The sequence below is a fragment of the Kineosporia mesophila genome (assembly GCF_021129235.1).
GTDB lineage: Bacteria > Actinomycetota > Actinomycetes > Actinomycetales > Kineosporiaceae > Kineosporia > Kineosporia mesophila.
On record NZ_JAJOMA010000035.1, the window covers coordinates 1 to 18,981 of the forward strand.

General features: G+C 70.2%; 18 protein-coding genes. 7 read left to right on the forward strand and 11 right to left on the reverse strand.

The annotated features are described in order from the left end of the window. The 5 genes from LR393_RS31965 to LR393_RS31985 all read right to left on the reverse strand — a co-directional run. A partial coding sequence (locus LR393_RS31965) for an ADP-ribosylglycohydrolase family protein (protein ID WP_231488940.1) occupies positions 1-927 on the reverse strand: 927 nt, incomplete at its 3' end. Beyond that, entirely contained in the window at positions 924-1,631 is a 708-nt protein-coding gene (locus LR393_RS31970) for a GntR family transcriptional regulator (RefSeq protein ID WP_231488941.1), read from the reverse strand. The genes LR393_RS31965 and LR393_RS31970, both read right to left, overlap by 4 nt. Before the next feature lie 361 nt (positions 1,632-1,992). Beyond that, positions 1,993-3,135: a glutathione-independent formaldehyde dehydrogenase gene (locus tag LR393_RS31975; RefSeq protein WP_231488942.1), complete on the reverse strand. Its 1,143-nt coding sequence runs from the start codon at positions 3,133-3,135 to the stop codon at positions 1,993-1,995. A gap of 463 nt (positions 3,136-3,598) precedes the next feature. Continuing rightward, positions 3,599-4,261, reverse strand: a complete 663-nt coding sequence (locus LR393_RS31980) for a response regulator (protein ID WP_231488943.1) — start codon at positions 4,259-4,261, stop codon at positions 3,599-3,601. Then, the gene (locus LR393_RS31985) at positions 4,258-5,934 is read right to left on the reverse strand and encodes an ATP-binding protein (RefSeq protein WP_231488944.1); all 1,677 of its coding nucleotides are present in this window, start codon (positions 5,932-5,934) and stop codon (positions 4,258-4,260) included. Before LR393_RS31985 ends, LR393_RS31980 begins: the two co-directional genes overlap by 4 nt. 151 nt (positions 5,935-6,085) lie before the next feature. Here LR393_RS31985 and LR393_RS31990 point away from each other — a divergent pair, with 151 nt between their 5' ends. From LR393_RS31990 to LR393_RS32005, 4 genes are all read left to right on the forward strand, one after another. Beyond that, positions 6,086-6,886, forward strand: coding sequence for an ABC transporter ATP-binding protein (locus tag LR393_RS31990; RefSeq protein ID WP_231488945.1), 801 nt, complete (start codon positions 6,086-6,088; stop codon positions 6,884-6,886). Continuing rightward, positions 6,876-7,751 (forward strand): ABC transporter permease, encoded by an 876-nt coding sequence (locus LR393_RS36780; protein ID WP_231488946.1) that lies wholly within the window; start codon positions 6,876-6,878, stop codon positions 7,749-7,751. Before LR393_RS31990 ends, LR393_RS36780 begins: the two co-directional genes overlap by 11 nt. Before the next feature lie 50 nt (positions 7,752-7,801). Beyond that, a complete protein-coding gene (locus LR393_RS32000; protein ID WP_231488947.1) occupies positions 7,802-8,848 on the forward strand; it encodes an ABC transporter substrate-binding protein in 1,047 nt (348 codons plus the stop codon). Positions 8,849-8,981: 133 nt separating this feature from the next. Beyond that, positions 8,982-9,767 (forward strand): class I SAM-dependent methyltransferase, encoded by a 786-nt coding sequence (locus LR393_RS32005; RefSeq protein WP_231488948.1) that lies wholly within the window; start codon positions 8,982-8,984, stop codon positions 9,765-9,767. On the opposite strand, the gene LR393_RS32010 is transcribed toward LR393_RS32005, so the two are convergent. The 3 genes from LR393_RS32010 to LR393_RS32020 form a co-directional block, all read right to left on the reverse strand. Then, the gene (locus LR393_RS32010; RefSeq protein ID WP_231488949.1) at positions 9,751-10,635 is read right to left on the reverse strand and encodes an AraC family transcriptional regulator; all 885 of its coding nucleotides are present in this window, start codon (positions 10,633-10,635) and stop codon (positions 9,751-9,753) included. The genes LR393_RS32005 and LR393_RS32010 overlap by 17 nt on opposite strands. Before the next feature lie 10 nt (positions 10,636-10,645). Beyond that, positions 10,646-10,816: a hypothetical protein gene (locus LR393_RS32015; protein ID WP_231488950.1), complete on the reverse strand. Its 171-nt coding sequence runs from the start codon at positions 10,814-10,816 to the stop codon at positions 10,646-10,648. Between the two features lie 257 nt (positions 10,817-11,073). Further along, on the reverse strand, positions 11,074-11,739 hold the full coding sequence (locus LR393_RS32020; RefSeq protein WP_231488951.1) for a hemerythrin domain-containing protein: 666 nt from the start codon (positions 11,737-11,739) through the stop codon (positions 11,074-11,076). Positions 11,740-11,846: 107 nt separating this feature from the next. On the opposite strand from LR393_RS32020, the gene LR393_RS32025 reads away from it, so the two are divergent. Then, positions 11,847-14,525 carry a BTAD domain-containing putative transcriptional regulator gene (locus tag LR393_RS32025; RefSeq protein WP_231488952.1) on the forward strand — a complete coding sequence of 893 codons (2,679 nt, stop codon included), beginning with the start codon at positions 11,847-11,849 and terminating at the stop codon, positions 14,523-14,525. A gap of 171 nt (positions 14,526-14,696) precedes the next feature. Here LR393_RS32025 and LR393_RS32030 read toward each other — a convergent pair whose 3' ends face one another. Further along, a complete protein-coding gene (locus LR393_RS32030) occupies positions 14,697-15,566 on the reverse strand; it encodes a helix-turn-helix domain-containing protein (protein WP_231488953.1) in 870 nt (289 codons plus the stop codon). Between the two features lie 268 nt (positions 15,567-15,834). Then, positions 15,835-16,485, reverse strand: coding sequence for an NAD(P)-dependent oxidoreductase (locus LR393_RS32035; RefSeq protein WP_231488954.1), 651 nt, complete (start codon positions 16,483-16,485; stop codon positions 15,835-15,837). Positions 16,486-16,644: 159 nt separating this feature from the next. On the opposite strand from LR393_RS32035, the gene LR393_RS32040 reads away from it, so the two are divergent. After that, positions 16,645-17,244, forward strand: a complete 600-nt coding sequence (locus LR393_RS32040) for a TetR/AcrR family transcriptional regulator (RefSeq protein ID WP_231488955.1) — start codon at positions 16,645-16,647, stop codon at positions 17,242-17,244. A gap of 60 nt (positions 17,245-17,304) precedes the next feature. On the opposite strand, the gene LR393_RS32045 is transcribed toward LR393_RS32040, so the two are convergent. Then, a complete protein-coding gene (locus tag LR393_RS32045) occupies positions 17,305-17,949 on the reverse strand; it encodes a TetR/AcrR family transcriptional regulator (protein WP_231488956.1) in 645 nt (214 codons plus the stop codon). 139 nt (positions 17,950-18,088) lie between these two features. Between LR393_RS32045 and LR393_RS32050 the strand changes: the two genes are divergently transcribed. Further along, positions 18,089-18,937, forward strand: a complete 849-nt coding sequence (locus LR393_RS32050; RefSeq protein ID WP_231488957.1) for an oxidoreductase — start codon at positions 18,089-18,091, stop codon at positions 18,935-18,937. Positions 18,938-18,981 lie beyond the last annotated feature (44 nt).

The window sequence follows — 18,981 nt, forward strand, 5'->3', positions numbered from 1 at the left end:
GTGGAGAACGGCGTCCGGGGGCCAGGCCTGGGCTCCGTGGACGGCGCCCAGCACGGCCCCGGCCATGGCGGCGACCGTGTCGGTGTCCCCGCCGAGCCCGGCCGCCAGGCAGAGGGTCGGGTAGGGATCGTGGTCGAGTGCCACCAGGGCCAGGGCGGCGACGACGGATTCCTGCGAGGCGACCGAGGTGCCCACCACATCGCGAATGGTCCGAAGCTGTTCTGGCGGGGTGAGTTCGGGCAGGAGCCCCCTGATCCAGCGCAGCCGGGCGGCGATGTCGGCGCCGGCGATCCAGTGCCCGCGCCGGGCGCCGATCTCGGCGGCGGCGCAGGCACGGTCAAGAGCCTCGCTACGAGGTGATCCGTCGAGGCCGGCGCTGACCGCGGCGGCGACCGCGGCGGCCCCGGCCACACCCAGTCCGGTGTCATGGGTGAGACGGCACGCGTCGTGCACGGCATCGACGAAGACGTCCAGATTCTGGTGCCGGAAGGCGATCCCCACCGGCGCGATCCGCATCGCGGCGCCGTTCGTGGTGCCGCCGGAACCGGCCTCCTCGACCGGCACTCCGTCGAGGATGCGCTGGACCGCCATCTTGGTGCTCGGGCCGAGCAGGTCGAGCGATCCCTTGGCCGCCATCCGTCGTTCCCATTCCAGGAGGGCGTGGGCGAAAAGGCCGGGGTCGATCCGGCCCTGGCCCCGGATGAGCAGTTCGGCCACCAGGACCGCTTGCTCGGTGTCATCGGTGATGCTGCCCGCGGACATGCCGGCGGCGATGCGTTGTCGGGGCCCGGCATCGATCAGGCCGCTGATGACGCCGTAGTCCTCGGCGATCGCGGCCGGTGACATGGACTGGGTGGGCATGCCCAGGGCGTCGCCGAGGGCCAGGCCGGTCAGGGAGGCGATCGCGTGCTCGGCCAGGGCGGTCACTGCGCCCCACCGAAGCGCATGTGAAGACGGAATCGTTCGGGAGCCAGGAGACTTTCGACGTTCTCGACGAAGTCGCCGGTCGCGGTGTGGGACACGCGCCGCGAATGCAGGAAGGGTGTGCCGGGCGGCCGTCCCAGCCGTTCCGCGTCTGCGGTGTCGAGCGGCACAACGTCCACCCACTGCTCGGCCCGGGCCGGCACGAGCCCGGCGCCGTCCAGGGTGGCGGTGATCGAGTCGTCGACCAGGCCGTCGGTCAGCACCCGGCGGAGGGCTCCAGTGAGGGGGACACGACTGCGTTCCAGGGAGATCGCGACGTCGTCGGCCAGCCGCATCCGGTCGATGGCGACGAAGGCGGTGACGGCAGAGCCGATCTCGGCGGCCAGCACCTCGTCAACGACGGTGGCGATGCGCAGCACACGGGTACGGACCTCGACGCCGACGGCGTCGATGGATCGTGCCCACCCCGAGCGGGGATCCAGAACCGCGCCGTCGAAGGTGACGACGGAACCGATGCCGCCGCGGGTGTCGATGTAGTCCTGGTCGGCCAGTTCGGCCAGGGCCGCGCGCACGGTGCCGCGACTGACGGCGAAGCGCTGCGCGAGTTCGTGCTCGCCGGGCAGGCGCTCGCCGGGCGCATGCCGGCCGGCGGTGATTTCCGCACGCAAGGTTTCGGCCACGAGGTGGCGCTTCGTTGAGCTGGGCACGTCCATGACAGTACATGTACATAACCTGTCCACTCAAGGTCTGGTCGCAACCCACACCGAGACCAGCGTGGAGGGGTCTCGTCGGTGCCGCCGGTCGGTGTCGGGTCAGGGTCAGGGCCAGGCAGGGCAGGCCCGGGAGGGACGAACCGTCAGTGAGCCGGGGCGGTTGGCCGGAAGGTGCCGCAGTCAGGAACGGCCTGCTGAATCCACGACGCGGAACGTGTTGCGGAACCGGTCATCAGGAGCAGGCATCCAGACATGTCGAACCACAGTTTTCAGATTTCACGGAACGAGGGGCGCAGAACACCGCTCCGGCCCTGCTTCCGAAGGCTTCGGAAGCAGGGCCGGAGCGAAGGGAGAGTCAGCGGACCGGGTGCAGGAGAACCTTGGTCCAGCCGTCCTCGCGCTTGTCGAAGCGGTCGTAACCCTCGGCCGCGTCGGTGAGGTCGAGCTCGTGGCTGACGATGAACCCCGGCCGGGCCCGGCCGGCGATGATCAGGTCGCGCAACTGCCGGTTGTACCGCTTGACCGGCGCCTGCCCGGTGCCCATCGACTGACCCTTGGTGAAGAAGGTGCCGTACTGGAATCCGATCCGGCCCTCCTTCGCCGCGTCGCTCCTGGCACCCGCGTCTTCGGGCATGTACACGCCGACGACGCCGATACCGCCGGTGGAGCGGACGACCTGGACAAGGTTGTCCAGCACCAGCTCCGGGTGCTCCTCGCCGCTGTGGTCATGGGCCTGGTAGCCGACGGCCTCGACCCCACGGTCGACGCCGGTGCCACCGGTCGCCTCCGTAATCTGTTCGACCGGGTCACCGGCGCTGAAATCAATGGGTACGGCGCCGATCTCGCGGACCAGGTCGAGCCGGTCCTTCTGCTGGTCGACCACGAACACCTCGGACGCGCCCCGCAGGATCGCGCTGTGGGCGGCCATCAGGCCGACCGGACCGGCGCCGAACACGGCCACCCGGTCGCCGGGCTGCATGCCGGACAGCTCGACCCCGTGCCAGCCGGTGGGAAAGATGTCCGAGAGCATGGTGAAATCGTTCTCGTGTTCGGTGCCCGACGGCAGCCGCAGCAGATTGAAGTCGGCGTGCGGCACGCGCAGGTACTCGGCCTGCCCGCCGTCGTACGGGCCCATGTTCGCGTAACCGTAGGCGGCGCCGTCCATGCCCTCGGTCGGGTTCATCCGGGTGCAGAATGACGACCAGCCGGTCAGGCAGTTACGGCAGGAACCACAGCCGATGTTGAACGGTACCGACACCCGGTCTCCGGCCTTGAACTGGCTGACGCCGGGCCCGACCTCCTCGACGACGCCCATGTTCTCGTGCCCGAGGACCTTGCCGGTCTCGACCGAGGTGCGCCCCTCGTACATGTGCAGGTCGGAACCGCAGATGTTCGTCGTGGTGATCCGGATCAGCGCATCCGTGGGTTCCTCGATCGTGGCGTCCGGAACGTCGTCAACGCTGACCTTGAACGCATCGTGATATACAACGGCTTTCATGTGATTCATCCCTTTCGAACGGGCCGGCCGGTGCCGGTGGTGTACCGGGTGCCACGGACGTCCCCGCGAGAACTGATTCCCCTTGTCTGGACGAATCTGTTCCGGTGGCTGCCATCCCACTCGGCCGGCCAGGTCGTAACCCTCTCCATGTATATCCGCTGCCGGTCGGCGCGCAATCGGGGGTGGGTATCCCGGCACACCCACCGATGGAGAGGGATCGGGTCGCCGTGGACGCAGGCGGCCGGACGTGCCCGCAGCCGGTCTCTCTTTCTGCTCTGCCTCGATGTTCCGGGAGGGTCGACCCCGACAACCCGCCATACTTCTGCACACCGACCAGACCGTTGTTCGCGGTGCGCCGGCCGCTTGGGTGAGCGAATTTCCTGCGCACAGAACCGTATCGAACCGAGCTGAATCGTCTGATCAGTGCTCCGGACCCTCCTGCGAACATCCATCCGGCAAGGGTTCACCCCGCCCAGGTGTACTGATGCTCCGGCCGCCCCGCGGCCCCGTAACGCAGGGAGACCGTGGCCTGCCCCTCCTGGGTCAGGGCGGCCAGGTAGCGCTGCGCCGTCGCCCGCGAAATGCCCAGGGCATCAGCCACACTCGCGGCCGTGATGGCCGGGCGCCCGGCGCGCAGCTGCTCGACGACGAGGCGGGCCGTCACCGGGGACTGGCCCTTGGGGGCGGGGGCCTGGTCGGCCTGGCGCAGGGCCAGGAAGGCCCGGTCCACGGCGGCCTGGCCAAGGGGGTCGCCGGTGTCGGGCAGGAGCTGCCGGAAGCGCGCGTAGGCGCCCAGGCGATGCTGCAACTGAGTGCCCGCGAACGGCTTGACCAGGTAGTTCAGGGCTCCGGCCGACAGCGCGGCGCGCACGGTTGCCACCGCGGAGTCGGCCGTGACCATGATGACGTCACAGGTCAGGGCCCGGGCGACCTCGGTGCCGGGACGGTCGGGCAGGTAGTTGTCGACCAGCGCCAGGTCGGGATGGTGGCGCTGGGCCTGCTCGATCGCGTCGGCGCCGGTGAACGCGGTGCCCACCACCGAGAACCCCTCGACCTCCTCGACGAAACGCGCGTGCAGGGCGGCCACGCGAAAATCGTCCTCGACGATGAGCACGGTGTGGGTCATCGGGTTTCTCCAGAATGATGGACGAGGTGGCCGGGTGCGGTCGCATCGGTCACCGCAGGACGCAGCACGCCCGGCATGCGGGCGACGAAGACGGTCGGGTCGCTCACGCCACCCGGGTGGGTCAGGTCCACGCTCCCGCCGAAGGACTCGGCCGTGCGACGGGCATTGGGCAGCCCCAGGCCCCGTTCCGGGCCACGGGTGGAGAAGCCCTCCTGGAAGATGCTGCGGCGCATGGTCTCCGGCACACCGTCGCCCGAGTCCGCCACGCTGATCAGCAGGTCCTCCCCGTCCACGAGCAGATCGACCTCGACCCGGGCCGGACGGTGCCGGGTCTGCCGGGCCCGCCGTGCGGCCTCGACCGCATTGTTGACCAGATTGCCGAGCACGGTGATCACCTCGACCGGCGCCGTGAGTTTGCGGGGCACATAACTGGTCTCGCTCAGCACCAGGGCGACACCGGTCTCGCTGGCCTCGGCGGTCTTGCCGGCCAGGAACGCCCGGATGCTGGCCGGGGCGATCATCTCCTCGGTCATCCCCACTGCCACCCCCGGCCCCTCGGCAAGTGCGTCCAGGTACTCCAGCGCATCCGCCGGCCCGGCGGTGTGCAGCAGGCCGCGCACGGTGTGCATCCGGTTGGCGAACTCGTGGCGCTGGGCGCGCAGGGCCTGTGTCATCAGCCGGACCCCCTCCAGTTCGCTGGTCAGGTTCTCCATCTCGGTCCGGTCCACCATCGTCACCACCGATCCCAGGGTGCGGCCGTCATGGTGCACGTCGCGGCGGGTGACGACCAGGGCACGGTCGTCCAGCGTGGCCACGTCCCGGCCGGGTGCCGCCGCGGTCATCGCCCGCCGCACCGCCAGCGGCAGGTCACTGTCCTCCAGGCGCTCGCCGATCCGCACGCGGGAGCCCAGCAGGCGCTGCGCCTCGGCGTTGAGCATGGTCACCGTGCCCTCGACGTCGATGGCGGTCACCGCGTCCGAGACCCCGAACAGCACGGCCTCGCGCTCGCGCACCAGTTCGGCCAGGTCGGCCGGTTCCAGGCCGAAGATACGGCGTTTCAGCAACCGGGTGAGCAGCAGGTTGCCGCCGATCCCGGCCAGCAGGCCGAGGCCGAGCAGCAGGATGCTGTCGCGCAGCAGGCGTTGCAGGGCCCGGGTGATCTCCTGGGCGTCGAACCCCACACTGACCTCGCCGACGATCGTCCCGTCGCCCGCCCGCAGGGGCACCTTGCCGCGGGCCGACAGGCCCAGGGTGCCGCGTTCGATGTTGGTCACGTGGTGTCCGCGCAGGGCGGCGTCGGGGCTGGTGCTGACCCGGTGGCCGATCTCGGCCGGGTTCGGGTGCGCCAGGCGGATCCCGTCGCGGTCGGTGACCACGACGAACAGCGCCCCGGTGGCCCGCTGGGCCTGCCGGGCGCGCTCCTGCACGGCCGGCTGGCGCCGGGCGAGGACGTCGTCCGCGAGTGAGGGTTCGGTGGCGAAGGTCTCCGCCACGAACAGCGCCCGGTCGGTGAACCGCTGGCGCAGCGTGTGATTCACCTGCCAGGCCGCCACGGTGAAGCCCAGCCCGGTGACGACCACCAGAAGGAGCACCTGCAGCAGGAGCAGCTGCCGGGTGAAGGGCAGCCGGGCGGGCCGTGGCGTGCGGGGGCCAAGCTGCTTCGTCGCAACCATCGGGTCACCGTAGACGCGGAGCATCGGTGCGCACAATGCGCACAACCCGATCAAAGAGGGTTGCGCGGGTAAGGGCCGCAACGCAGACGCCAGGGCCGGCCGGTACCTAACGTGCCGGGAAACGTCACCGATCCTCGAAGGCGAGATCCCGATGACTCCACTGGTGCAGTTACGGCAGGCCACGAAACGTTTCCCGAACGGCCGCGGCGGCCTGCACACCGCGATCCGTGACGTGGACCTCGACATCGGCGCGGGCGAGTTCGTCGCCGTCGTGGGCCCTACCGGATGCGGCAAATCCACGACTCTCTCGCTGATTTCGGGCCTGCAGCCGCCCTCGGCGGGCACGGTCACGGTCGGCGGCGATCAGGTCCAGGGCATCCCCGGCGGTGTCGGGTACATGTTCCAGTCCGACGCCATGCTGCCCTGGCGCAGTGTGCTGGCGAACGTGGCCGCGGGTCCCGTCTGGCGGGGCCTGGGCAAGGACGAGGCCCGGCGCCGGGCCCGGGACTGGATCGCCCGCGTCGGCCTGGACGGCTTCGAGAACTACTACATGCACCAGCTGTCCGGCGGTATGCGCAAGCGGGTGGCGCTGGCCCAGACCCTGGTCAACGAGCCCAGCATTCTGCTGATGGACGAGCCGTTCTCGGCGCTCGACGTGCAGACCCGGGCCCTGATGCAGCAGGAGCTGCTGCGGCTGTGGGCCGGTTCGGGGGCGGCGGTCGTGTTCGTCACCCACGATCTGGAGGAGGCCATCGTGCTGGCCGACCGGGTGGTGGTGATGACGGCCTCACCGGCCCGGGTGAAGGCCACCTTCGACGTGCGCCTGACCCGCCCGCGCGAGGTCGAGGACCTGCGCACCACCACCGGGTTCATCGAGATCTACCGGGAGATCTGGTCGTCGCTGTCGGCCGAGGTCGACATCGCGCGGAAGGGGCAGACCCGTGCCGCTTGAGACCGCCACCCCCGTGCCCGCCGCGGCCGCCGGTGAGCACGACGACCTGGCCGCCGTCCGCGCGGCCCGCCGCCGGCACCGTGCCACCGTCTGGGGTCTGCGGGTGCTCGTGCTGATCGTGGTGTTCGGCAGCTGGGAACTGCTGTCCACGTACTACATCGACCCGTTCTACTACTCCAAGCCCTCCCTGATCGCGCAGCGCCTGGGGGAGTGGTTCACCGACGGCACCTCCAAGGGCTCGATCTGGGTCAACCTCAGTGCCACGCTCCAGGAGGCCATCTACGGCTTCGCGCTCGGTTCGGTGCTCGGCGTGGTGCTGGGCATCTTGTTCGGCCGGGCCCGGCTGCTGGCCGAGGTGCTCTCCCCGTTCATCCAGGCCCTCAACGCCGTGCCCCGCATCGTGCTGGCCGCGTTGTTCATCATCTGGTTCGGCCTGGGCATGGAGTCGAAGATCGCCACCGCCCTGGTGCTGGTCTTCTTCCCGGTGTTCTTCAACGCCTTCCAGGGCGCCCGCGAGGTCGACCGCACCTTCGTCGACAACGCCCGCATCCTCGGCGCGAGCCGCTTCCAGGTGCTCACCTCGATCGTCGTGCCCAGCGCGACCAGCTGGATCCTGGCGTCCCTGCACACCGCCTTCGGGTTCGCCCTGATCGGCGCGATCGTCGGTGAGTACGCCGGTGCCGACAAGGGCATCGGCCTGCTGATCTCCACCGCCCAGGGAACGTTCGACGCCGCCGGCATCTACGCGGGCATGATCCTGTCCACCGCCCTGGCCCTGCTCGCCGAGGTGATCCTCGGCGCCCTGGAACGGCGGCTGCTGCGCTGGCGCCCACCCAGCCAGTCCGCCGGCGCCATCGGTATCTGATCCACCACCGTGCGAATGACGCGTCCACCATTGGACCCGAGAACCCGAGGATGACGATGAAGACCACGCAACGACGCGCGGTGACGGCGGCCGCTGTGATCGCGCTCGGCCTGACCGTGAGCGCCTGCCAGACCCAGTCCAAGGCCGCCTCGGGCAACCCGGCCGAGGTCTCGATCATGGTCGGCGGGCTCGACAAGGTGATCTATCTGCCGGCCGAACTGACCGAGCGCCTCGGCTATTTCAAGGACCAGGGCCTGACCGTCAAGCTGCAGAGCCAGCCCTCGGGCGCGAACGCCGAGACCGCCTTGGTGGCGGGGCAGGTGGACGGGGTGGTCGGGTTCTACGACCACACGATCGATCTGCAGACCAAGGGCAAGTGCATCCGTTCGGTGGTGCAGTTCGCGAACGTTCCCGGGGAGGTCGAGATCGTCGGGAAGGACGCGGGAATCACCGGCGCGAAGGACTTCGCGGGCAAGAAGCTCGGCATCACCAGCCCGGGTTCGTCCACCGACTTCCTCACCCAGTACCTGGCGGGCAAGGCCGGGGCGGCCACCGACGAATACACCACGGTGGCCGCCGGCGCGGGCGCCACGTTCATCGCGGCCCTGCAGAACGGCGGCATCGACGCCGGCATGACGACCGACCCGACCGCTCAGCAGATCAAGGAAAAGGGCCTGGGAGACGTCCTTCTCGACATGCGCACCGAGGAGGGGACCCGCGCCGCGCTCGGCGGTCTGTATCCGGCCAGCTCGCTGTACATGGACTGCGACTACGTGGAGAAGAACCCGCAGACCGTGCAGAAACTGGCCAACGCCCTGGTGAAGACCCTGGCCTTCATCAACACCCACAGCGGGCAGGAGATCGCGCAGCAGATGCCGGGCGAGTACGCCTCCGGTTCCGGCGGGGCGGCCAGTTACGCCGCCGCGATCGACGCCAGCAAGGGCATGTTCACCGCGACCGGCGTGATGGACCCCGACGGCGCCCAGAACGTGCTCACCGTGCTCAGCCAGTTCAACCCCAACGTCAAGGGCAAGGCCGGCACGGTCGACCTCGGCAAGACCTACACCACCGAGTTCGCGAGCAAGGCCACCGGCTGATCCGGGGGCATCGGGTGCAGCTGGGCGCCGGGCCGGTCGCGCGCGTATGGCGGCCGGTCACCGGCGTATGGTCTGCCCTCCCGATTGCTGCTCGAATGGGCCACGTCGTCACCGCACAGCGTTGGGAACCATTGTGAGCAAGGCAAATATCAACATCATGCGGTTGCTGAACGGTCTCGTCGACCGGGTGCTCGACCCCGTTCAGGATCTGCCGTCGGGCGCGCGTGTCGTCCAGATCGCCTGCGGTACCGGGGGGCTCGGTCTGGCCCTGGCCGGTCGCCGCCCGGATCTGCAGATCACCGGGATCGACCTGGATGCCTCCGTTCTGGAGGAGGCGCGGGCCGAGGCCGCGGCGCAGGGACTGAAGATCGAATTCCTCCGGATGGACATGGCCGGGCTGGACCTTCCCGAAGCCGGGGCGGACGCGGTCATCTCCCGGATGGGGCTGCTGACCCCCGGAACCGGCGACTTCGGTGCCTCGGCGCGGGAGGCGGCGCGCATCCTGCGGCCAGGTGGAGCGCTGAGCATGGTCACCTGGACCGACCTGGCCTCCAGCCCGTACACCGGGATCGGGCTCCCGCTGCTGAGGCGGGTGCTGCCGCCGGGAACCGTGCCCGACCTGGAGAAGCTCTTCGAGGACTCGGCCCGGCCGGGAGCGCTCGAAGGGTATCTCCAGGACGCCGGGCTGCGCGAGGTCGAGGGATCGTGGCTGCGGTGGGACACCGAGTACCCGGACTTCGAGGCCTGGTGGCAGTTCGGCGCCGGATTCGGGCCGCTGAAGGCTCTCTTCGGCCGGCTGGGCGCCGAAGGGCTGGCGACCGCGCGCCAGATGATGATCGACGACCTGAAGCAGTACCGCACGCCGTCCGGAAGCTACCGGATCCCGGCCCGGGCGAGGGTGATCACGGCCCGGCGCTGAGCGCGGCCTCGGCCCGGAACCGTCCCGGAGCGATCCCGTACTCCCGGCGGAAAGCGTTGCTGAGCGCGAACTCCGTGGAATAGCCCACCCGCCGCGCGATGGCGGACAACGGGGTATCGGTCTCCCGTAGCAGCCGGGCGGCGTCGGCGAGCCGCCGGCCGGTGAGGTAACGCTTGGGTGGCTGCCCGGTGACGGTGGTGAAGCGCTCGCTGAAGGCTGTTCTCGACAGGCCGGCGATGGCACTGAGGTCCGGCACCGTCCACGGGTGGTCCGGGGCCGCGTGGATGCGGCTCAGCACCCGGGCGATGGGCGCGTCGAGGGGATCGGGGTTCTCCTGCAGCCACTGCCGCAGCAGGTGGGTGAGCATGAGGTCGAGCAGGGCCGGGCGGGTCACCCCGGTCCCCGGCCCGGTCTCGGCCAGGTGCGCGCGCATCAGGTCCAGCAGGGGACGAAGCTGCGGGTTGCGTGCGTGGTCGGGGGTGACGGCGATGACGTCGGGCAGGGACCGTAGCTGCGGGGACACCTGACCGTGGTCGAGCCAGTAGGCGCCGCAGAGGAATTCGACGTCGGCCGGGTCCGGCTGCGGGAGGTCTTCCTCCCGCACGGCCCGCGGCAGGCCGGTGAGGGCGGCCGGGGCGTGACTGAGCCCGTGCTCGGCCCCGGCCGGGGTGAAGACGACGTCACCGGTCTTCAGGTGGCGGGGAGGTCCGCCGCGGGTGACGAGCCAGGCCTCGCCGGCGGTCACCAGGTGAAATCCGCTGCCGGAGAAGGAAGGATAGCGCCAGCCCCAGGCGCCGGCCTGGCGCACCGAACAGGCCTGGGCGCGCCCGATCCGGATGCTGCTGAGGGTTTCGCTGAGCACGTCCACCCCGGACAACCTACTCCGGCTCTTTCCCGGCGCCGGCGGGCGGGAGCACGATCGTGCGCAGCGCCCGGCGCCGGATCTGCGTGTGCTGCGGGCTGAGGCCGGACAACAGGGCCAGTTCGGCCTCGGCGTTCGCCTGCTGTCCGGCCTTCAGGGCGGCCCGGCCCGCGTCGGTCAGCTCCATGACATGGCGGCGCCGGTCGTGCGGTGCGGGTTGCGCGACACCAGGCCGATGGACGTGGTGGTGGCCGCAGCCAGCGCCACGGTGTCCGTCACGCCGGGGTAGGCCAGCTGTCCGACAGTCGCCAGGTCTGAGAACCCGGCCGCCTCCGCGGTGGCCGCCCAGGAGGGGATGACCTGGGCGCGTGCACGTCGCGTACCGGATGGGGAAGACCGATGTCGATCTTCGTGATGACTTCCGTGATGGCGGGAAAAGACGGGTCAGGCAGCGGTTCCGTAGACCCGCCGGGCGTAGGAGCGGTATCGGCGCGTGGCCAGCGGCCTGACCAGCAACCAGAACAGCGGGGGGACCCCGGCCCGGATGATCTCGGTCATCTCCTCGTCGGCCTGGTCGAGCATCATGCCGATCACGGTCGGCGCCATGGTGAGAGGCAGTTTCGCGGCCGAGGCGGCCACCGATGCCTTCCACTCCCGGTCGGTCAGGTAGCGATCGATGAGGGAGAGGACCTGGCGTTCCTCCAGCGCCAGGTGCTCGGTCAGGAGCGGTCCCAGCCGATCGGCGCAGGCGGCGAGCTCTTCACGGGTGGCCGCGTCGGCGAACTGCCAGCCTCCGGCGAGGGAACGCAGGGTCTGGAGCTGCTGATCGAGAGCGGTGTGCTGGGCCTCCATCGTGCCGATCAGCGGCTGGACCTCGTCCGGGCAGCGGTCGTGCAGCTTGGGCCAGACATGGTCGTCCTCGCTGCTGTGGTGGTGATGCAGCAGATCGGCCAGCAGGACGACGTGGCCGGAGACGATCGAGGCCCGCCGGGTGTCGCCGTCGGCCACGGACCGCACGAGGGCGGGCAGCGCGCCGAACTGGTGGCGGAACAGGTCGTGCGCGCCGATCATGTCCCGGCTGTCGGCCATGGTCGCGTCAGGGGTGGGCATGGATGGTTCCGTTCCTCGGTACAGGGGCACAACAGGGCTGTCCCGATGATCCGGGCCGTACCTTTCACCGGCCTTTCACGGTCCCGACCGGCCGGTAATCTGCGGGGATGTGGACGATCGGAGTGCTCGGTGTCACTCAACTCCGCCACGGCGATCACCCGGTGCAACCCACCGGTGCGGTGGCCCGGCGGTTCCTGGCCGCTCTCGTCGCGGCCGGTAGCCGGCCGGCGACGGACGAGGACCTGACAGAAGCGGTCTGGGGCCGGAACCGGCCGGAGCATCCGGCTTCGGCCTTGCAGGTGGCGGCGTCCCGGCTGCGGCGGGCGCTGGGCGAGGAGCACCGTCAGAGCCTGCGCCGCACGGGCAGCGGGTATCAGCTCTGGTTGCCGGCCGGATCCACCGATGCCGACGTCTTCACGCAGATCGTGGGCCGGGCCCGGCAGTCCGCCGCGCAGGGACGGCCGGGGGAGGCGGTCGCAGCTTTTGCCGAGGCGTCGCGCCTGTGGCGGGGCGAGCCCTACGCCGACCTGACGGTGGGGGACGGGCTGCCGGTCGGTCTGCAGATCGAGAGGAGCCGGCTGGTCGCCCTGCGAGAGGCCACTGCCGAAGAGGCCGCTGCCGCGCTCCTCCAGGTCGGCGACGCCGCCGGGGCGGCCGGGGAGCTGGACGCCCTGACCCGTGCCGCGCCCTACCGGGAACATCGCTGGTCGCTGCTCATCCAGGCCCTGTACCAGGCCGGCCGGCAGGCCGACGCCCTGGAGGCCGCCCGGCGCGTGCGGACCCTGCTCGCCGAGGACCTGGGGGTCGACCCCGGACCGGAACTGCTGCACGTGGAGCAGCAGATCCGCCGCCAGGACCCACGCCTGCGCGAGGTCCAGGCCATCCGGCCGGTCCGCCCTCGATCGAGGTTCCTGGGCCGGGACCGCGAACGCGCTCTGCTGGAGCAGCTGATCGCGGCCGAGCGGCTGACCACGATCGTCGGCCCGGCCGGTGTCGGCAAGACCCGGCTCGCCATCGAGGTGGCGGCCCAGCACGACCTGGCCTGGCTGGTGCGGCTGGCCGACGTCACCGAGAACCGTCACCTGCACGCCGCCGTCGCGACCGCGGTCGGCCTGCCGACCTCGACGCTCGACCACGACGCCTCGGTGCTGTCGGCGATGCGGGCCCACACCGGCCTGCTGCTGCTCGACAACTGCGAACACCTCACCGCGGTGCCCCGGTTCGTCGACCAGCTCCTCACCCTGGGGCCGGGCATCCGGGTACTGGCCACCAGCCGCAAACCCCTCGGCGTGGACGGTGAGCGTACCCTCGTGCTGGATCCGCTGCGCCTGCCCGAGGCCGTGGCCCTGCTGGAAGACCGCATCCGCGCCACCATCCCCGCCTGGCACCCCCAACCGGGCGACCAGGACACCCTGATCGCGCTCGCCACCGCGCTGGACGGGATCCCCCTGGCCATCGAGCTGGCGGCGGCGCAGGTCCGCGCGTTCAGCCTCAAAGACCTGAACCGGCTGCTCGACGACCACTTCTCGGTACTGGCCGCCGTACCGGACGGTTCGCTGACACCGCACCCGACGCTGCGGGAGGCGATCGCCTGGAGCATCGACCTGCTGACGCCCGCGCAGCGCACCTTGGTGCTGCGTCTGTGGCCGTACGAAGGCGGGTTCCCGCTCGAGGCGGCCGACGGCTCGCACGCCGTGCTGGCCGCACTGGTCGCCCAGTCGGTCGTCACGGCCGACACGACCGGCGAGGTGACGCGCTACCGCATGCTCGAGCCGATCCGGGCCCACTGCCGCTCGATCGACGCATCCCCCATGACCTCGCAGGCGGCCCAGGCGGTCTGGGCGCGCGAACTGGTCGAGCGCAACGGTGTCCACTCCGGGCCGGATGCCATGCGCGTCCTTACCCGCGAACTGCCCAACATTCGCGCGGCCCTCGCTCACGACCTGGTCGTGTCGCCACGTGACGCCGTGCGGACCGCTGGTCTTCTGGGGCCTTTCTGGTGGCGGTCGGGTCTTCTCAACGAAGGACGCACCATCCTCACGGCGGCGTTGGAGTCGGCTTCCGGTGTCCTGCCCGAGGACCGGCTCAGGGCCCTGGCGGCGCACGGGGGACTGGAGTACTACGCCGGTGACGGGGCGCGGGCCCGCGAACTGGTCGCGTCCGCCGTCGCCGGGGCCGACGGCTGCCGGGACACCCTCGCCTACGGCGAGGCCCGGCTGATCCAGTCCATGGCCGAGGTCCCCTCCGGTGACGCGACGCTGGCCCAGGAAGCGGCGAGGGACGCCGGGCGGCTGGGCCGCCTGACCGCAACACCCTGGCTCGAGGCCATGGGTGACCTGGTCGGCGTCGCCGCCGACGCGATGACCGGCCGGTGCGATGTCGCCCGCCCGCTCCTGGGGGCCACGGCCGACGTCGCCCTCGAGGCCGGGGAACGCTGGAGCGCGGCGTTCGGCCGGATGCTGCTGGCCCAGGGGATGATGGAAGAAGAAGGATCGTCCGCGCAGGTGCTGGACCTGCTGCGGTGGTCCCTGCGAGAGTTCTGGGAGGCCGGGGACGTCTTCCATATTCTTGCCGTGTTGCAGAATTTTTCGGTCGTCCTGGCCGCGGCCGGGAACACCGGGCAGGCGACGGCCCTGCGTGACACCGTGCAGGAGCAGCGGCTGCGGCACAACATTCAGGTCCGCGGCACCTACGGCGGCGTCACCACACCCGACACCTGGTACACCGGCGCGGGGACGGACGGCGAGGCACTGTCGCTCGAGGGAGCCATTGCCCTGGTCGCCTGAAACCGTTACTACGGGCAAACCCTGGCCCCGTCGCGGGTCCCGCCGTCATCGCGAACGTCGTGGCGGCCACCGGCTTCGGGGCGCAGATCGCCTTGGCCGGGGTGGCCGAGCCCGACGCCATGATCCCGCTCGGGCTGGTCCCCGGCGCCGGCACCGCCGGCGGCGCGGCTGTCAGAGCGGTTCTGACGATGTCCTGACCGTACCGCCGGGGTGCTGCGGAATCGGCGGCGCGGCGGCCAGTGAGCTCAGCAGGGAGAGCTTCTCGGCGCTGTCGGTGTCGGGGTGAGGGTGGTAGACGACCAGCATCATTCCTTCCGTCCCGGTGACGGCCAGCTTCTCGCGGTCCACGTGCAGGTCACCGACCTGCGGGTGGTGCAGGGTGAGGGTCGCGCCCCGCCGGTCGGCGGTGTCGTGGCGGGCCCAGATCCGGCGGAAGGCCTCGCTGGACAGCGACAGTTCGCCCACGAGCTCGACGACGCGGGGGTCGTCGACGTTCTCGCCCACGGAGGTGCGGAAGCCGGCGACCAGGGCCTTTCCCGCGCGTTCGGAGTTGGAGAACAGCGCCTGTTCGGCGGGGTCGAGAAAGAGGTCGCGCAGTCGGTTGCCGCCCGGGCGCAGTCGCGGCGAGATGGCGACGGCGAGCGGGTTGGACGCCAGCACGTCGAGGTAGCGGCCCTCGACGAAGGCCGGGAACGGCAGAGCGGTGACGAACCGGGCCAGACTGTCGGGCACGACCTCACGGCGGGGACGGCGCCGTCGGCGCCGGGGGGCCATGGCCGTGAGGCCGAGCAGATAGGTGTCGTCCTCCAGCAGCAGCACGCGGCCGATGGACTCCAGCACCTGCGCGGAGGGATTGCGGTCGCGGCCCTGCTCCAGGCGCAGGTAGTACTCGGCGCTGATGCCCGCCAGCAGGGCGACCTCCTCACGGCGCAGGCCGGGCACCCGGCGGGTGCCCATGACCGGAATGCCCGCCTGCTCGGGGGTGACCAGCTCGCGGCGGGCCCGTAGGTACTCCCCGAGCAGATTCGGTTGGTCGCTCATGCCTCCACGGTAGGCACGCGCGGCCCGATCAGCCTGTCCCTGCCACTACCAGTGTCGGCAGGGAATTGGGCCCCTCGCCGGGGCGACCTCAGGATCGACGCCGGGCCCGCCGCCCCGACCGACCCGAACGAGAACCCCCTCATGTCCCACCCCGGCGTCCTCGTCACCGGTGGCTCCGGTCGGAGGACGAACCACCACCGAAGGATCTGCGGCCGCACCCGACCTGAGCGACTCACCACGACTGCGAACCCGGTCGACCTGGTTCCGGTCAGGGTTGGCGGTACGTGCTCAGGTCGCAGGTGTGGATGGCCGAGGGGTCCATCACGGTATGCAGGTTGTACGCGGCGACGTCTTCGAACGTGCCGATGCTGAAAGCCGTGCTGGACCTTTTCAGGGTCCCTTTGGACGGACCGTTCGAGCCGATGCCCGCACGGTGCACCATCCATTCGATGTCACCGGCCTCGTGCGTCAGGTACTCCATGACGGATTCGTTGTCTTCGTGCTGTCCGATGAACGAGCGGGCCACGGTGCCTTTGATGATCCGGAACGGCAGCGAGAGTTTGCTGCCCGGAGGCTTACTCAGGCCGCCGGCCTGGTAGAGGAACCGACTCACGCCCGCCCGGCGCATGGCCGGCACCAGCTCGTGCACGAAGGCGGTATTGACCTTCTGCTGTTTCTGCATCTGGGCATCGCCCAGCATGCAGACCACGAAGTCGGTGTCCTGGAGCAGTTCGTCGAGGTTCGCAACGCCGGGTACGGCTCCCGGGTGCACGGCGAGATCCGGATGAGTGATCGCCAATTTTCCGGCGTTGCGAACCACGGCCCGGACCTTGTGGCCCTGTTTCAGGGCGAGCGCGGTGAAGTGCTGTCCGGTCTGGCCGGTGGCGCCGAACACCAGGAAGGTCTTCTGCTGGTTCATGGGCTGAGGCCTGTCGCTCGGAGTGGTCATGCGGACACGGCCCAGGGGGTCGCCGTGTGAGAGTCGCCGTGTGAGAAGGGAGAGGACTGCGTTCCCGCTCGCCAGACTAGGCAGTGTCTAGAATCTAGTCAATGCCTAGGTCGTTGCTAGGATCGGTCCATGGCGTCCAAGCCCTTGCACCACGGCAACCTGCGAGCAGTGCTGCTGGAGCAGGCTGAGGTGATGCTGCGCGAGAGCGGGGTCGACGGACTGTCTCTGCGGGAGCTGGCCCGACGGGCCGGGGTCAGCCACGGTGCGCCGCGAAGCCACTTCATCGATCGCCAGGCGCTGCTGGACGACCTCGCCGAACGGGGCTTCAACCGGCTCACCGAAAATCTCAGGGCCGCCCTGCGTGCGCCGGGTACGTTCAGGGAGCGAGCCCGGCTGGTGGGGCGGGCCTATGTGGATTTCGCCTTCGAGAACGCCGCACTGATGGACCTCATGTTCGCGGCGAAGCTGGAGGCGCCGTCCGGGCCGATCCACGATGCGGCGGTGCGTCTGTTTCAGGTTTTCGGCGAGGCGCTGGTCCAGGACGGCACTGGGCGTCGCGCCGCCGATGACGCGGAACGGTTCAAGCTCCTGTTCGTCGCGACGATGCAGGGCACCGCGACCCTTCTGGCGACACGGCGTATCGGCCGCATGCAGGCGGAGCAGGTCATCGACGACGCGATCGATGTTCTTCTGGCGTCGGAACTCGGTGGCCGCCTGCTGCCGGGGTGAGGGTGGGGTGGCTTCGCCCGGCGCGACGTCTGCCGAGAGGAAAAGCGCGAGCCGGGTCAGTCATCGAGACTGTGCGCCTGGATGTACCCCGGCTCCGTCGAGCGCGTTGTTCACCAGGGCGACGGCGAACGCCTCGTCCAGCGGGGCGTCCGGGATCAGCAGCCGCTGGTAGCAGGCGCCCCAGAGCTGATCCACGAGAATGCCCAGGTCCAGGTCGTCGCGCAGTTGCCCGCGCTCGCGGGCGCGTTCCAGAGCCTGGCCGGCCAGTTCACGGCGCGGGATCGAGTAGTTGCGGGAAAAGGCTTCCGCCAGCGCCGGATCGGTCTGGGCGGCCCCGATCAGCTCGGCGATGATCGGGCCGCCGCCCTCCTGGGTCAGCAAGCGGACGAACGACGTGAGCTGGTGGGTCAGGTCGGCGCGGATGTCGCCGGTGTCGGGGAACTCCAGCACCTGCTGGCTGTGGGCGAAATAGGCCTCCGCGGCCAGGGAACCGGCCGAGGGCCACCACTTGTACAGCGTCATCTTGCTGGAACCGGCGGTCGCGGCGACGCGGTCGAAGGTCACTGCCTTGATGCCCTCACCGAACAGCAACTGGCCGGCGGCCTCGAGCACGCCGGCGCGGACCTCGGCGGCGGGACGGCGTCCGCGACCCCGGCGGACCCGCTCCGGGACTGCCGGAACGGGTCGCTCTTCGTGCTGCACCATGCTCCACCTTTTCCCGGGAATCGCCTGAGTTTAATGGACAGATAGTCCTTAAGCAAGGGCAGCCGATGATGTGGACGGGGCGTCCTTTTCTGTGTTCTTATATGGACCACTAGTCCATCTAAGTGGGAGAGGTGGTTCCATGTCCTCGCAGAACCTTGAAGCCCTCCAGATCGCCCCCGGCCTGAGCCTGACCCGGATGGGCTTCGGGGCCATGCAACTGGCCGGCCCCAACGCCTTCGGGCCGCCCCGGGACCGGACCGAGGCGCTCGCAGTCCTGCGGACCGCGGTCGACCTGGGCGTCACCCACATCGACACCAGCGATTTCTACGGCCCGGCCACGGTGAACGAACTCGTGGCCCAGGCGTTGCACCCCTACCCGGATCACCTGCACGTGGTCACGAAGGTCGGCCGGGTCCGCGATCGTTCGGGTAGCTGGATTCCCGCGTTGCGTCCGGCGGAGCTGCGCCAGGGCGTGGAGGACAATCTTCGCCGGCTGCGCCTGGACGTTCTCGATCTGGTGCACCTGCGGCTGGCCCACGGGTCACCGAACTCCTCGATCGAGGAGGCGTTCTCGGTGCTGGCCGACCTGCAGCAGGCCGGGCTGATCCGTCATCTGGGGCTGAGCGGGGCCTCCCGCCCGCAGGTGGAGCAGGCCCGCGCGATCGCCCCGGTCGTGACCGTGCAGAACCTGTTCAACATCGGCAACCGCGCGGACGGGGCACTCGTCGACTGGTGCGCTGCGAACGGCATCGCCTACACACCCTTCTATCCGCTGGGCGGATCACCGGCCGGCCACGGCTCGGCGGTCACTGCGGTGGCCCGGCGTCATCGGGTCGGTGCCCAGCAGATCGCGCTGGCCTGGTTGCTGCACCGCTCGTCGTCGATCCTGCTGATACCCGGCACATCCCGGGTCAGTCATCTGCGCCAGAACCTCGACGCCGCCCGGATCCAGCTCACGGAGCAGGACCGGGCCGACCTTTCTGTCTGAAAACGCCTCCATGGATTGGAAACCATCTGTGCTCCCGTCACCTA

Bases quoted from the DNA above. Each gene is read 5' to 3' on its own strand.
- LR393_RS31975 (WP_231488942.1), bottom strand. From the start codon at position 3,135: ATGAAAGCCGTTGTATATCACGATGCGTTCAAGGTCAGCGTTGACGAC.
- LR393_RS31980 (WP_231488943.1), bottom strand. From the start codon at position 4,261: ATGACCCACACCGTGCTCATCGTCGAGGACGATTTTCGCGTGGCCGCC.
- LR393_RS31985 (WP_231488944.1), bottom strand. From the start codon at position 5,934: ATGGTTGCGACGAAGCAGCTTGGCCCCCGCACGCCACGGCCCGCCCGG.
- LR393_RS31990 (WP_231488945.1), top strand. From the start codon at position 6,086: ATGACTCCACTGGTGCAGTTACGGCAGGCCACGAAACGTTTCCCGAAC.
- LR393_RS32000 (WP_231488947.1), top strand. From the start codon at position 7,802: ATGACGATGAAGACCACGCAACGACGCGCGGTGACGGCGGCCGCTGTG.
- LR393_RS32015 (WP_231488950.1), bottom strand. From the start codon at position 10,816: ATGGAGCTGACCGACGCGGGCCGGGCCGCCCTGAAGGCCGGACAGCAG.
- LR393_RS32020 (WP_231488951.1), bottom strand. From the start codon at position 11,739: ATGCCCACCCCTGACGCGACCATGGCCGACAGCCGGGACATGATCGGC.
- LR393_RS32025 (WP_231488952.1), top strand. From the start codon at position 11,847: ATGTGGACGATCGGAGTGCTCGGTGTCACTCAACTCCGCCACGGCGAT.
- LR393_RS32030 (WP_231488953.1), bottom strand. From the start codon at position 15,566: ATGAGCGACCAACCGAATCTGCTCGGGGAGTACCTACGGGCCCGCCGC.
- LR393_RS32035 (WP_231488954.1), bottom strand. From the start codon at position 16,485: ATGAACCAGCAGAAGACCTTCCTGGTGTTCGGCGCCACCGGCCAGACC.
- LR393_RS32040 (WP_231488955.1), top strand. From the start codon at position 16,645: ATGGCGTCCAAGCCCTTGCACCACGGCAACCTGCGAGCAGTGCTGCTG.
- LR393_RS32045 (WP_231488956.1), bottom strand. From the start codon at position 17,949: ATGGTGCAGCACGAAGAGCGACCCGTTCCGGCAGTCCCGGAGCGGGTC.
- LR393_RS32050 (WP_231488957.1), top strand. From the start codon at position 18,089: ATGTCCTCGCAGAACCTTGAAGCCCTCCAGATCGCCCCCGGCCTGAGC.